The 13716-nt window shown below is 73.3% G+C and carries 14 protein-coding genes; 10 read left to right on the top strand and 4 right to left on the bottom strand.

Annotated elements, in window-relative coordinates:
• The first annotated feature begins 243 nt into the window (after positions 1-243).
• From ACFWTC_RS25245 to ACFWTC_RS25210, 8 genes are all read left to right on the top strand, one after another.
• A complete protein-coding gene (locus ACFWTC_RS25245) occupies positions 244-1941 on the top strand; it encodes a sensor histidine kinase (RefSeq protein WP_384074639.1) in 1698 nt (565 codons plus the stop codon).
• Positions 1938-2339, top strand: coding sequence for a roadblock/LC7 domain-containing protein (locus ACFWTC_RS25240; protein ID WP_267725660.1), 402 nt, complete (start codon positions 1938-1940; stop codon positions 2337-2339). Before ACFWTC_RS25245 ends, ACFWTC_RS25240 begins: the two co-directional genes overlap by 4 nt.
• Positions 2336-2695 carry a DUF742 domain-containing protein gene (locus ACFWTC_RS25235; protein ID WP_383924556.1) on the top strand — a complete coding sequence of 120 codons (360 nt, stop codon included), beginning with the start codon at positions 2336-2338 and terminating at the stop codon, positions 2693-2695. The genes ACFWTC_RS25240 and ACFWTC_RS25235 overlap by 4 nt, the downstream gene beginning before the upstream one ends.
• Positions 2676-3302 (top strand): ATP/GTP-binding protein, encoded by a 627-nt coding sequence (locus tag ACFWTC_RS25230; protein WP_383924553.1) that lies wholly within the window; start codon positions 2676-2678, stop codon positions 3300-3302. The genes ACFWTC_RS25235 and ACFWTC_RS25230 overlap by 20 nt, the downstream gene beginning before the upstream one ends.
• Positions 3299-4537, top strand: coding sequence for a cytochrome P450 (locus ACFWTC_RS25225; RefSeq protein ID WP_383924550.1), 1239 nt, complete (start codon positions 3299-3301; stop codon positions 4535-4537). Before ACFWTC_RS25230 ends, ACFWTC_RS25225 begins: the two co-directional genes overlap by 4 nt.
• A complete protein-coding gene (locus ACFWTC_RS25220) occupies positions 4534-5781 on the top strand; it encodes a cytochrome P450 (RefSeq protein WP_383924547.1) in 1248 nt (415 codons plus the stop codon). Before ACFWTC_RS25225 ends, ACFWTC_RS25220 begins: the two co-directional genes overlap by 4 nt.
• Before the next feature lie 58 nt (positions 5782-5839).
• Positions 5840-7021 (top strand): alpha/beta hydrolase family protein, encoded by a 1182-nt coding sequence (locus tag ACFWTC_RS25215; protein WP_384029360.1) that lies wholly within the window; start codon positions 5840-5842, stop codon positions 7019-7021.
• A 185-nt stretch (positions 7022-7206) separates the two neighbouring features.
• The gene (locus ACFWTC_RS25210) at positions 7207-7938 is read left to right on the top strand and encodes a hypothetical protein (RefSeq protein ID WP_383924541.1); all 732 of its coding nucleotides are present in this window, start codon (positions 7207-7209) and stop codon (positions 7936-7938) included.
• A gap of 417 nt (positions 7939-8355) precedes the next feature.
• Here the strand turns inward: ACFWTC_RS25210 and ACFWTC_RS25205 are convergent, their stop codons facing one another.
• From ACFWTC_RS25205 to ACFWTC_RS25195, 3 genes are all read right to left on the bottom strand, one after another.
• Positions 8356-9081: an anti-sigma factor family protein gene (locus ACFWTC_RS25205; RefSeq protein WP_383924540.1), complete on the bottom strand. Its 726-nt coding sequence runs from the start codon at positions 9079-9081 to the stop codon at positions 8356-8358.
• Entirely contained in the window at positions 9078-9689 is a 612-nt protein-coding gene (locus ACFWTC_RS25200) for a sigma-70 family RNA polymerase sigma factor (protein WP_267725683.1), read from the bottom strand. Before ACFWTC_RS25200 ends, ACFWTC_RS25205 begins: the two co-directional genes overlap by 4 nt.
• 83 nt (positions 9690-9772) lie before the next feature.
• Positions 9773-10777: a DUF1996 domain-containing protein gene (locus ACFWTC_RS25195; protein ID WP_384029358.1), complete on the bottom strand. Its 1005-nt coding sequence runs from the start codon at positions 10775-10777 to the stop codon at positions 9773-9775.
• A 150-nt stretch (positions 10778-10927) separates the two neighbouring features.
• On the opposite strand from ACFWTC_RS25195, the gene ACFWTC_RS25190 reads away from it, so the two are divergent.
• Positions 10928-11833, top strand: a complete 906-nt coding sequence (locus tag ACFWTC_RS25190) for a hypothetical protein (RefSeq protein WP_384029356.1) — start codon at positions 10928-10930, stop codon at positions 11831-11833.
• A 137-nt stretch (positions 11834-11970) separates the two neighbouring features.
• Here the strand turns inward: ACFWTC_RS25190 and ACFWTC_RS25185 are convergent, their stop codons facing one another.
• The gene (locus ACFWTC_RS25185; protein ID WP_383924532.1) at positions 11971-12507 is read right to left on the bottom strand and encodes a nucleotidyltransferase domain-containing protein; all 537 of its coding nucleotides are present in this window, start codon (positions 12505-12507) and stop codon (positions 11971-11973) included.
• Positions 12508-12791: 284 nt separating this feature from the next.
• Between ACFWTC_RS25185 and ACFWTC_RS25180 the strand changes: the two genes are divergently transcribed.
• Complete coding sequence (locus ACFWTC_RS25180) at positions 12792-13544, top strand: DUF1838 family protein (protein ID WP_383924529.1); 753 nt, start codon at positions 12792-12794, stop codon at positions 13542-13544.
• Positions 13545-13716: the final 172 nt, after the last annotated feature.

The raw sequence follows: 13716 nt of genomic DNA, 5'->3' as shown, positions 1-13716 counted from the left end.
CATGATCGCGGCGCGCTGAACCAGAGGCGGCGTCACCTCCGTACGGTGCGTGGTCGGCGCGCCGTCAGTACCGGACCCCTCCATAACGTGCCATGAAACAGGAGGAAAACATTCAAAAGGGCCACTACCCAACGTGAAACCCGCCAGGAACTTCCCAAAGCGATCAATAACTCACCTATAGTTGGCTCTCGTTACTCACAGGAACCCTCTCCTCCATTTACGCCCGGTATGAGGCTTTGATTGATGACGGCGCCGCCCTCCCCCCTTCGCCCCTCCGCACTCGCCCTGCTGATCACCGCAGCGGCCGGCGGAGCGCTCTCCACGGCGGCGGTGGCCGCGGCCCCGTCGTCCGTCCGTGTGCCCCTCGCCTGGTTCTCCGGGTCCGGCGTACTGCTCCTCGCCATCGCGGCCTTCGCCGTGACCTGGTCGGCGCGCACCGCCCGGCTGCTGCGCGGCAAGGTCTCCGGCCTCACCGGTGAAATCACCTCCCGCGACGCGTACATAGCCCGGCTGACCGCCGACACCTCGCGCGACGCGGCCAACCACCACGCCGAACGCGGCCGCCTCGCCGGCGCGCACGCGGCCGAACTCGAAGGGCTGATAGGTGCCCACGCGGCGCAAGTGGACGGCCTGGTCGCCGCCCACGCGGCGCAGGTGGACGGCCTGGTCGCCGCCCACGCCACCGAGCTGGACCGGCTGGCCGCCGCCCAGAGCGCCTCCCGCGAACGGCTCGGCAACGAGCTGCGCCGTGCCGAGTCCGGCCGGGCGGCCGCCATGGCGGCCGCCGCCAACGCGGCCGGCCGGATGCAGGCCCTCGCCACCGGCATGCTGGCCGACCTCCGCGACATGGAGCACCGGCACGCCGACGAGGACGTCCTCGGCGACCTGCTCCACCTCGACCACCGCACCGCGCAGGCGGGCCGCCTGGCCGACTCCATCGCCGTGCTCACCGGCGCCCGTTCGGGCCGCCGCTGGGCCAAGCCGATCGTCATGGAGTCCATCCTGCGCGGCGCCATGGGCCGCATCGGCGGCTACCAGCGGGTGCGGCTGCACTCCACCAGTGACGCCGCCGTCGCCGGGCACGCCGCCGAGGGCGTCATGCACGCCCTCGCCGAACTGCTCGACAACGCCGCGAACTTCTCCCCGCCGACCGCCGAGGTACACGTCTACGTGGAGGAGGTCCCGGCCGGGATCATCATCACGGTCGAGGACAGCGGCCTGGTCATGAGCGAGGTCCAGCTGCGCCGCGCCCAGCAGGCCGTGACCGCCGAGTCGCTGGACCTCGCCGGGCTCTCCGGAACCCGCCTCGGCCTCGCCGTGGTCGGCCGCCTGGCCCGCAAGCACGGGCTGACGGTCTCCTTCCGGCCCTCGGCGCGCGGCGGTACCGGCGCGCTGATGATGCTGCCGCAGGAGCTGATCAGCCGTACCCCGTCCGAGGCCGAGAGCGGCCCCGAGGCCGACGCCGCCCGCGCCGCAGCCCTGCCCGCCGGCCGGACGGTCCCGGCCGCCCTGACCGCCGGAGCCCCGGCGGCGGAGCCCGAGGCCGTGCACGAGACCCCCGCCGAGCCCGCCACCGCGGAACGCGCGGGAGTCCGTACCCGGGCGGCCGAGGACGGCGCACCCGCCGGGTCCCCCGGCGAGGCCCCGCAGGCCGGCGACAACAGCCTGCCCCAGCGCAAGCGCGGCCGCACCCTGGCCGCCGCCCACCCCGAGGGCCCCGACGCCGCCGGCGCGGCGGCGCGTACGAGCGGCACGGCATCCGGTGCGCCCACCGGCGCCTCCCGGTCGGCCGCCCGCTTCGGCAGCTTCCGCCAGGCGGTACGCGGCGCCGGCGCGGCAGCCGAACCTCTTGCGGCTCCCGAGCACCCGGCGGCGCCCGAACCGCCCGCGGCGCCCGCGCCGTCCCCCAACCCCACGCACCCGGAAGGCAACACGGAATGACCGGCTCCACCACCGACGAGACGCTCAGCTGGCTCCTGGAAGGGCTCCTCGAGCGGACCCCCGGCGCCCGCCACGGCCTCGTGCTCTCCCGCGACGGCCTCAAGCTGTGCCGCACGCCGGAGCTCTCCGTCGACCAGGCCGACCAGCTCGCCGCGATCGCCGCCGGCATCCAGAGCCTCTCGCACGGCGCGTCCATCGAGTTCGGTGACGGGACCGGCGGAGTCCGCTCCGCCATGGCCGAGTTCTACGGCGGCATCCTCTTCATCGTCGAGGCGGGCGAGGGCGCGCACCTCGCACTCGTCGCCGACGAGGACGCCGACGCGGGCCTCGTCGGCCACAACATGTCCGAACTGGTCGAGCAGCTCGGCGAGCACCTCATCGCCCGGCCCAGGGGATGAGCAGGAGCACGAGCAGGCCGGGCCGGGACGACTCCCCGGACCGGCTCTACACCCTCACCGGAGGCCGCAGCCGCGCCGGATCCGACGCCTTCGACCTGGTCACCCTGGTCGTCGCCGAATGCGACCCGACCCCCGGGATGCAGTCCGAGCACGCCGCGATCCTGCGCATGAGCCAGTTCCCGACGGCTCTGGTCGAGATCGCGGCCGAGCTGGGGCTGCCGGTGTCGATCGTGCGCATCCTCCTCGCCGACCTGCTCGGCACCGGCAAGATCAGCGCCCGGCATCCGCGTTCGGCGTACCACCTTCCCGACCCCGACATCCTGGAGCAGGTGCTCGTTGGACTCCGCAATCTCTGATCAGCGCGAAACCCGCCAGACCCTGCAGAGCACCGCCGACAACGGTCTGAAGATCGTCATCGTCGGCGGCTTCGGCGTCGGCAAGACCACCATGGTCCGCTCGGTCAGCGAGATCCGCCCGCTGAACACCGAAGAGACCATGACCAAGGCCGGGGAGGCCGTCGACGACACCGACGGGATCGCCGCCAAGACCGCCACCACCGTGGCGTTCGACTTCGGCCGCATCACCCTCGACGCGCGCAACGTGCTCTACCTGTTCGGCGCGCCCGGCCAGGAGCGGTTCTGGTTCCTGTGGGACCGGCTCTTCTCCGGCACACTCGGCGCCGTCGTCCTCGTCGACACGCGCCGGCTCGCCGACTCCTGGTACGCCATCGACCGGCTCGAACACCACGGCACCCCCTTCATCGTGGCCTGCAACGACTTCGGCGGGCCCGCCCACACCGCGGACGAGATCCGGGCGGCCCTCGACCTGCCCGACGAGGTCCCGCTGATCTTCTGCGACGCCCGCTCCCGCGAGTCCGGCAAGCACGTCCTGATCTCCCTCGTCCAGCACCTCCAGACGGCCGTTCTGACCAACCAGCCGAAGACCCCGGAGCCCACCCCGTGACCTGCCCCGCCGCCCACGATCCGCAGGCCGTCCCCCTCGGCGGCCCCCGGTTCCAGACCGACCCCGTCGAGCTCTACCGGGAGATGCGCCGCGACCACGGCGCCGTCGCCCCGGTCGTCCTCGACGGCGACATACCGGCCTGGCTCGTCCTCGGCTACCGGGAACTGCACCAGGTCACCAGCGACCCGGTGCTCTTCTCCCGCGACTCCGACCTGTGGAACCAGTGGGACCGCATCCCCGCCGACTGGCCGCTGCTCCCCATGATCGGCCGCAAGCAGCCCTCCATCCTCTACACCGTCGGCGAACGCCACCGCGAGCGGGCCGCCGTCATCTCCGACGCCCTCGAATCCGTGGACCCCTTCGAACTCAAGGGCCACGCCGAGCGGTTCGCCGACGAACTGATCGACACCCTGTGCGGCAAGGGCGCGTGCGACATCGTCGGCGAGTACGCGATGCTCCTGCCGCTGCGGGTCCTCGCCCGGATCTACGGCTTTTCCGACGCCCAGGGCCCCGGCCTCGTCACCGCCATGAACGACATGATCAACGGGCGGGAGGGCGCCCTGGACGGCCAGCGCCACCTCGGCGAGTCCATGTACGGGCTGCTCGCCGCCAAGCAGGCGGAGCCCGGCCACGACGTCGCCTCCCGGATGCTCGCGAACACGGCCGGCTTCACCGTGGACGAGATCGCCCAGGACCTGATGGTGATGATGGCCGCCGGCCACCAGCCCACCGCCGACTGGATCGGGAACTCGCTGCGCCTGATGCTCACCGACAACCGCTTCGCGGCCTCCCTCGCGGGCGGCAGGCACAGCGTCGGCGAGGCCATGAACGAGGTGCTGTGGGAGGACACCCCCACGCAGAACGTGGCGGGCCGCTGGACCTCGCGCGACACCAACCTCGGCGGCCGCCGCATCGCCCGCGGCGACCTCGTCCTGCTGGGACTGGCCGCGGCGAACTCCGACCCGCACGTGCGCACCGACGCGGGCGCCCTCACCGGCGGCAACAACGCCTTCTTCTCCTTCGGGCACGGCGAGCACCGCTGCCCCTTCCCCGCCCAGGAGGTCGCCGAGGTCATCGCCCGCACCGGCATCGAGGTCCTCCTCGACCGGCTGCCCGACGTGGACCTCGCCGTGCCGGCCTCCGCGCTGGCCCGCCGCCCCTCGCCCTGGCTGCGCGGACTGACCGAACTGCCCGTCACCTACACCCCGACCCCCGCCCTTGGAGCCACCCGATGACGTGCCCGATCGACCACTCCGGCCCCGCCGCCATCACCCTCGACCCCTTCGTCGCCGACCTCGCCGCGGAGAGCGCCGCGCTGCGCGCCGCGGGCCCGCTCGTACCGGTCGTCCTGCCCGGCGGCGTCGGCGTGTACGCCGTCACCCGGCACGCGGAGGCGAAGAGACTCCTGACCGACTCCAGAGTGGTCAAGGACATCAACGCGTGGGGCGCCTGGCAGCGCGGCGAGATACCCATGGACTGGCCCCTGATCGGCCTCGCCAACCCCGGCCGCTCCATGCTGACCGTGGACGGCGACGAGCACCGCCGGCTGCGCACCCTGGTCGCGCAGGCGCTCACGGTCCGCCGGGTGGAGAAGCTGCGGGCCGGCATCGAGGAACTGACGACGGACATGCTCGACACGCTGAACGCCCTGCCGTCCGGCGAGACGGTCGACCTCAAGCTGCACTTCGCGTACCCGCTGCCGATGAACGTCATCAGCCGGCTCATGGGCGTGGACGAGGGCGAACACCCGCGGCTCAAGGCGCTGTTCGAGAAGTTCTTCTCCACGCAGACCCTCCCCGAGGAGGTGCCGCAGATGATGGCGGACCTCGGTGCGCTGTTCTCCCGGATCGTGGAGTCCAAGCGGGAGAACCCCGGCGACGACCTCACCAGTGCCCTCATCGCCGCCTCCGAGGACGGTGACCACCTCAGCACCGAGGAGATCACCAACACCCTCCAGTTGATGGTCGCGGCCGGCCACGAGACCACGATCAGCCTGATCGTCAACGCCGTCGTCGCCCTCCAGAGCCACCCCGAGCAGCGCGCCCTGGTCCTCAAGGGCGAGGTCCCGTGGGAGAACGTCATCGAGGAGACCCTGCGCTGGTCCACCCCCACCTCGCACGTGCTGATCCGGTTCGCAGCCGAGGACGTCGAGGTCGGGGACCGCGTGCTGCCCAAGGGCGAGGGGCTCATCGTCTCCTTCGGCGCCATCGGGCGCGACGAGGAGCAGCACGGCGCGAGCGCGGGGGAGTTCGACGTCACCCGCACCCCCAACCGCCACATCTCCTTCGGCCACGGTCCGCACGTCTGCCCCGGCGCGGCCCTCTCCCGCCTGGAGGCCCTGGTCGCCCTGCCGGCTCTGTACGCCCGTTTCCCGGACCTGACCCTCGCGGTCGCCCCCGAGGAGCTCCGCAACAAGCCGATCCTCACCCAGAACGACCTCTTCGACCTTCCGGTGCGCCTCACTACGCCCGTGGTCTGACGGGGGATGCGCCCCGGAGCTGACGACCGGTCCGGTCCGCGCGCCTAGGTTCGGTGTCATGACACGACACCGGATCGCGGCCGCGGCCGCGTTACTCGCCGTCCTGCTCCCCCTCCCGTTCGTCGCCGCGGGCCCGGCGGCCGCCGTCCCGGCCGCCGAGGCGCCGACCCCAACCGCCGCCGCGGTGCCCGCCGCCGGGGCCGAACTGCCGGTTCCGACCGGCCGGTTCGCAGTCGGCCGGGAGGACCTGCACCTGGTGGACCGCAGCCGGACCGATCCCTGGGCGCACTCCGGCCCCCGCGAGCTGATGGTGACCATGCGCTATCCGGCGCGGCGCGGGACCGGCGGCCCTCCGGCCCCCTACCTCAGCGCCGAGGAGGCCCGGCTCATCCTGGTCGACCAGGGGCTCGACGGGGTGGTCCCGGCGGAGACCCTCGCCGGTACCCGGAGCCACGCCCGCCCCGGCGCCCGGCCCGTTCCGGGCAGGTACCCCCTGATCGTCCTGTCGCCCGGGTTCACCGTTCCGAGCGTCACCCTCACCGCCCTCGCCGAGGACCTGGCCTCCCGCGGCTACGTGGTGGCCGCGGTGGACCACGCGTACGAGAGCGCCGCCAAGGCCTTCCCGGGCGGCCGGATCCTCACCTGCCTGGTCTGCGCCGCGGCCGGCGGGGACGGCGGACGCGAGGCCGTCACCGCCGTACGGGCCCGTGACGTCGGCTTCCTCCTGGACCGGCTCACCGACCGCCGGCCCGCCTGGCGCCACGCCGGACTCGTCGACCGGCGGCGGATCGCCATGGCCGGTCACTCCATCGGCGGTGCCTCGGCCGTCACCGCGATGGCCGCCGACCCGAGGATCCGCGCGGGCGTCGACATGGACGGCGGACTGGCCGAACCGCATCCCCCGGGCGGCCTCGGGGGGCGGCCCTTCCTGCTGCTGGGAGCCGCCACCAGCGGGCCCGGTTTCCCCGGGGGCTGGGACGGGCAGTGGCCGCTGTTCGACGGCTGGAAGCGCTGGATCACCGTCGACGGCACCGACCACTTCGGCGCCACCGACTTCCCGGCCGTCGCCGACCACGTGGGCCTGCCCCGGCCCGACGCCCCGCTGCCGGGGAACCGGGCGATCGAGCTGACCCGGCGCTACGTGGCCGCCTTCTTCGACCAGCACCTCAGGGGCACGCCCCGCCCGGTCCTCGACGGCCCGTCGGCGGACGCGCCTGAGGTCCGCTTCCACCACCTGTAGCCGGTCCGCGCGGGGGACGGACCGGGGAGCCCGCCCGTCTGGGCCGCCCTGGTCCACGTCCTGGTTGGGGCGGCGCCGGCGGCGGCGCACCGCCTCCTCGCGCGACGAGCGGACCACAAGGCGGATGAAAAGGGCGGAGGGAAAAGCGGATGAGGCCCGCCGCGGGGGGCTGCTAGGTTGGCCACGTGCCGAAGCTGAATCAGATAATCGCAGTGGAAAAGGGCGTCAAGTCCAAGTCCCTCCAGGAGCTGACCCAGGCCCACCACGACGTCCAGAAGCCCGCCTTGCTGGCCGGCATCTCCCGCACCTACCAGCCCAAGGACGAGGAGGGCGAGCAGCTGCCGCCCGAGTCCACCCGGGTGCAGGTCAAGGCGGAGGACGCGCTGCGGGCGACGGCGGGGACGCTGACGCGCCTGTTCGACGTGACGGCCACCAAGGACTGGGCGAACCGAACGGCTGCCGCGGACGTCGTCGTCGAAGGGAACGTCCTGCTCCCGCAGGTGCCCGTGCCCTACCTGCTCTTCCTGGAGAAGCAGCTCACCGACCTGCACACCTTCGTGCGGAAGCTGCCGGTGCTCGACGCGTCCGAGTCCTGGAACCTGGACCCGTCCACCGACTCCTGGAAGACGGAGCCGGTGCGCACCATCCGCACCAAGAAGGTGCCGCGCAACCACGTCAAGGCCGAGGCGACCGACAAGCACCCGGCGCAGGTCGAGGTCTACTACGAGGACGTCCCGGTCGGCTACTGGACGACCGTGAAGTTCTCCGGAGCGCTCCCGGCCCGCCGGGTCAACGAGCTGCTCGACCGCGTGGAGAAGCTCCAGCAGGCCGTGAAGTTCGCCCGCGAGGAGGCCAACAACACCGAGGTCACCGACCAGCGGGTCGGCGACGCGGTGTTCGGCTACCTGTTCAGGTAGCCCCATGATCGCCCCCCGCGAGCGCGGGGGGTGCGCGAGAGCGCAAGCTGAAACTGATGTTGAAGCTGAAAAGGGGCGTCAGTTGGGGGTTCGAATCCCTCTCCCGGCACTACGCGCCGGGGTGGCCCAAGCCTGGCAGAGGCGGTCCCGTAAATCTCAGATTCTCGCTCCAGTCTCAGTATTCGCCGCCGAACACCGGATCGACCGGGCGCGGACGGTCATCGACGGATAGGGGTTCAAGTCCCCTCTGCGCCTCTCCTCGTGGCGCGGTAGTTCAAAGGCAGAACACGTCGGTCTAAGAATGATCCGCGGCCCTTAAACGCAGCCGGTGTGCGAAATGGGTGGCAAGCAGGAGCCCGGGAGCTGGACATGCTCCCGGGCTCTGTCACGTCCCCGGCCCGGAGGCCGGGGGGACCGTCACACCGGCACGGACACGAAGGTCCGGCCCGACTCGTTCTCCACCTGGATGGACTTGACGTCCGCCGGGTCCACGGCCGCCGAACCGTCCAGCGCCGCGCCCTTGCCCTCGCCCTTCTCCTGGCCCCCCACGACCCAACTGCCCGCGGTGGTGCGCTTGCCGTCCTTGGAGACCACGATCAGCCGGCACCGCTCGCCGGGCGGCACCCCGGTGACCGCGGCGCGCACGCGCACCCACTTCACCGCGGGTGTCATCTGTACGGTCATCCGCACCCCCGAGGCCGGATCGGTCGCCGATCCCAGCTTGGTCCCGGCCACCGGCGCCGAAGGCGACGACGACACCGTCGGAGACGGCGGCGGGGGCAGCGCCACCGGTCCGGAATCACTGCCGCCGAGCTGGGCGCCCGCCCAGAACACCGCGGCCAGCGAAGCCGCCGCGGCCAGTCCCGCCAGGCCCACGCGCCGACGCCGGTCGGCGGCCTGTTCCCCGCGCATCTGCCGCAGGGTGCGCTGGAGCATCAGGTCACCGCCGTGCGGCGGCCCGTCCAGGAACGCCTCCTCGGGCACCTCGCCCAGTGCCGCCTCCATTTCGCGCAACGCGGTCACCTCCTCACGGCAGTGCACGCAGCCGCTGATGTGTTCTTCGACCCGGCGGTTCTCCTCGGGGTCCAGGACGCCGAGCACGTACGGGCCGAGAAGTTCCTCCTCGTGCCGCTGCCGGTTCATGCCACCACCTCACGCAGTCCGGCCGGCTGCTGGGGCGGCCTGCCCGATCGATTTCCTTCTCTGGAGCCGTGCTCCCTGGCGCTGTTGTCCCTGAAGACCTCGCGCAGGGCCTTGAGCGCGTAGTGCGAACGCGACTTGACGGTGCCCGCCGGTATGCCGAGGCTGTCCGCCGCCTCGGCCACGCTCAACTGCCGGTAGTACAACTCCGTCAGCACGTCCCGGTGTTCCGGGGAGAGCTGGTCCAGGGCGCCCAGGACCGTCATGGTGTCCACGACGGCGTCCGCGTGGTCCATCTCCACCGGGGGAGCGGCGGCGGCCCCGGAGACCTCGGGCGGCCTCGCGGCCTTGGCGCGGTACCGGTCGGTGATGATGTTGCGGGCCACCGTCAGCAGCCAGCCCCGCACCGACCCCTTACCGTTCACCAGGACCTCGGAGTGCCGCCAGGCCCGGATGAGCGTCTCCTGGACGATGTCCTCGGCGGCGGCCCGGTCACCCGTCAGCCGGGTGGCGTACGCGAGCAGGGCGTGGCCGTGCTCCTCGTACACCGACTTGATCAGTGCCTCATCGGTCGAGCCCCGCCGAGTGCGGGGCCACAGTGGTCCGGCCATCTCACCCTCTCCGTCTTTCCTTGCTGGCTGGTGCGGTCGTAACACGCTGCGCGACCGCTCCCGGTTCAGGTGACCTGCGTCACTCAGGTGCGGCAGGCGCGGCCCGAGTTGAGGCAGTCGACGACTCCGGCCATCTGCGCCTCGGTCATCGCGTTCACGAACATGGCGTGGTCCGTTCTGGGGCTGTGCCGCTGCTCGGGGAAGGAGTCGAGGGCGACGGGCACGCCCGCGGCGACCTCGTACGCCAGGGAGACGCGCAGCTCGGGCACCGGGAAGCTGCCCGCCGGGCAGACCCCGCCGCCCGACGGGAACAGCAGGTGCGAACGGTGCCCGGCGCTCGCGGTCTCCAGGCCATTCCAGCAACTCGGGAAAACCAGGGTGCGGGTGACGAGCTCGCCCGCCGGGCAGCGCGGATAGCGGGTGGTGGCGCGGTCGGGGGAGCCCGAACACCCCCAGCGGGCCCGTACGTCGGCATCGGTCGCCGCCGTGAACCCCACGGCGTCGCCCGTCATCCCGCGCAGGAAGCGGGGCATCTGCACGACCTTGCTCACCGGGCTGCCGCGGAACTCCACCCGGACCGAGGCCTCCGCCACGATCTCGCCGGTGTTGCCGTGCCCGGCCGAACCCTCGTGCGGGCGCGGGCCCGGCCGGTCCAGCCGGCGCAGCACGGGCCAGTAGTACGTGGAACGGTCGCCACCCCGGCAGGTCGTGGCGGCCGCGGCCAGGGATTCGTCGGTGGACATCGCGTCCGTGGACAGGTTTCCCACGTACGCGTGGGTGTGGTGGGCGCCGGACGCCAGTCCCGGCGAGACCACCAGGTTGTCCTCGTTGTAGTGGCCCTCCTCGTTGCGGCCGCACTCCACCACGACCGAGCCGGCCGAGGCGTCCGGCCCGGAAGGCGGCAGGTCGCGGGGCGCGGATCCCGGCGCGACCGCGCCGATGTCCACGTAGTCGGAGGGCGCCGGACCGCCGGCCGCCGGGCCCGCGTGCGGACCGCCCGCCCGCGAGGCCCCCAGCACGGCGGCGGTGAGCCCCCCGCCCAGGACCAGGCAGACGACGAGAGTGAGCAGTAGGCGCGCGTTCCCCATGGCGGTCACGGTCGCCGGTGGCGCCACCTGCGTCAACCCGGCATCCGTTTGGCGGGCTCCGGGCCCGCAACTTTTCATCCTGGATGGCGGTTTGTGCGTAAAAGCGACCCTTCTCGAGCGCACCCTCGTCGCGAGGAAGGAATCCCCGGCATGCCACCTTCCAACCCCCTCCTGCACCGCGTGATCCGCGAGACCGGCTGGACCTACGAGGCCCTGGCCCGCCGGCTCAACACGAGTGCCCGGGCGGCCGGCCTCACCACCGCCTACGACCGCACCGCCGTCGCCCACTGGCTGCGCGGCAGCACCCCGCGGGACCCCGTCCCCGGCCTGCTCTGCGAGATCCTCTCCGGGCGGCTCGGCCGCCCCGTCGACCCCGAGGACATCGGCATGGGGCACACCGTGCCGACCGGGCCCACCACGGCCGCGGCGGAGCTGCTGGCCGGAGTTCCGGGACTGCAGCCGCACCGCCGCCACCGGCCGGGGCCCGACGGCCCCGGGGCCCCGGAGCGCGACGGCCACCGGGTCCCGGAGCGCGAGGACCACCGGGTCCCGGAGCAGCGCGACCGGCCCGCTCCCGTCCCAGGGGCGCACGCCCCGGCCCTCCCGCGCACCGGACTGCGCCGGGCCGCCGAGGACTTCTTCACCGTGCAGGTGGACGCCCTCGGCGGCGACGCCACTGCGCCCGTCCTCCTCGCGTACCTCCAGAGCACCTTCCACGCGGTGCTCGGCACCGGGGGAGAAGGCGCCCTGCCCCCTCGAACTGGGCCACGCCGCGCACCCCCGCCATGGTCCAGGCGTTCGTCGCGGCCCAGGCCGCCCACGTCCACGCTGCCCTGGGGCAGCGGGACCCGGCGCTCGCCTGGCTGGCGCCCGCGGACCGCCTCCAGGGCGGCGCCCGCGCGGACGCCGACCCCTTCCACACGTACCGGCCCGCCGCCCTGCACTTCAAACGCGGCGTCGTGCTGGGCCTGCTCGGCGACCACGAGGCGGCCCACGCTGCCCTGGACGCCTCCCTCGCGGCCCGACCGGCTCAGCAGGAACGGGCGATCATGCTGACCCACGTGGAACGGGCCCGCCTCTCCCGCCTCGCCGGCCGCGGAACTGCGCCGCGCCCAGGCCCTCAACCGCGGGGTGCACTCGCCCAAGGCCACCCGCGAGATCGCGCGCACGGGCGGCGCCTGAGAGCGCCGGGGTCAGGCCCCGTCGCGTTCCCGGAGGGCCGCCTCCAGGAGGGCGATGTCCGCGGCGTCCTTGCTCCGGCGCGGACGGGCGGGATCCCAGACCGGGGTCATCCGCTTGATCTCGATCTGGGCGCGCGCACTGACGACCGGGCAGCGCGTCGCGCCGATCCGCCCGGACCCGCCGTCCAGCATCCCCGCGGGCCAGGGCGCCCCCGCCCAGGGCCCGCCCGCGACCACCACGCGACCGGCGGCGTCCCGCGCCAGGAGCGTGAAACTGCTCTCCAGCCCGTCCTTGGCGAAGTCGAGCTGCAGCTCGGGCGGCGGCCCTGGCACCGGCCGGTAGCCGAGCCGCAGCAAGCCCTCCGCCAGGATCCCTGCGTCGTCGGCCCGGGCGAACCAGTCGATGTCCCCGTGGTCGCGGGTGACGGTCCCGAGGAAGAAGTCCACGGCCCAGCCCCCGCGCAGCCACAGCGGGACGCGGAGCCCGCGGGCCGTGCCGAGGACTTCGGCGATCTGCCGGAGCTGGTGTTCGGAGCGTCGTACGTCCACGGTCCGGCACGCTACGCGGGAACCGCCCCACCGGGCACGCCGATTAACCGCACCCCCCGGGGACCGTCGGCACCGCCTGCCGCCGGGACCGCCGGGACCTCGGCACCGCGCGCGCCGTCGGGGACGCGCCGCCACCGTCAGGGGCTGCTGCGCCGCGCGCCCGCCCGGAACGCGCCGTGCGCGGGGCCTGCGCCGCGCGCCCGCCCGGAACGCGCCGTGCGCGGGGCCCGGTTGTCCGTACGGCCGCTTGCCGCCCCGGGGCGCGACCGCGCAGAGTACCGCGTATGACACCGTCCGAGCTTCTGCGTGCCTTCGTCCGTACCCGTGCCTCGCTCGACGGCGCCGAGGTGTTCTTCTGGTGGACCGGAGACGTGTACTCCTGGGCGCCGGGCGAGCCGTACCGGCGCGTGTTCGGCTTCGAGGGGATCAACGCGGCCCGCCTCACGGAGGACGAGGAGACCGGCGGGTACCGGCTGTTGACCCGGGAGGCCGCGTTCTACCTGGACCCGCTGTCCCGGGAGATCCTGGAGACCTGGGAGGACAAGCCGGTGGTCCACGTCTGGAACGACCCGGCCAACCAGAGGCTGCGGCCGTTCCCGATCCCCGTGACCACCCTCGGCGACCAGGTCTGCTTCAGCCTGGAGATCCCGCTGGCCTACCCCTCGCCGCTGCCCGTCGCGGAGTTCCCGGCCAACTCGGCGGACGACACCTACCGTGCACTGGAGCTGTTCCAGTTCTTCGCGCCCGCGAGCGTCCTCGACGCGGAGGCAGGGCCGGATCCCGACGCGGTGAGCGTTCCCGCGACCATGTCCTGGATGCGGATGTCCCCGTACCTCCCGTGGATGGAGCAGGCGCAGCGCCCGGGCGGCCTCGCGTTCCACTGCCGGGGCCGCAAGCTGGGCGCGTACGCGGAGGTGCCCGAGCGGACGCGGGAGTACATCGCCGCCCACCACCCCGAGTACGCCCACGCGCCGGAGAGGTGGACCGAGCCGAACGAGACCAGCTGGACGTACTTCCGCAGGCTCGCCCGGCCCTGACGGGCTCCGCCGGGGCCGGGCCGGGTGGCCGCGCCCCGCACCCGGTCGCTTCCCGCCTGCCCGCCGGCCCGTGCCGAGCCCCCTCCCTGTGGGTGGTGGTGGGGGTGGCAGGGGGGTTCGGACAAGGGTTTTCCCCGTATCGGGTTCACCTCCGCGTTGCCTACTGTCTGCC

It is taken from the genome of Streptomyces sp. NPDC058619 (assembly GCF_042717785.1).
Lineage (GTDB): Bacteria > Actinomycetota > Actinomycetes > Streptomycetales > Streptomycetaceae > Streptomyces.
The sequence above is the reverse complement of the archived record's forward strand: the minus strand, read 5'-3'. Positions and strand labels throughout refer to the sequence as shown.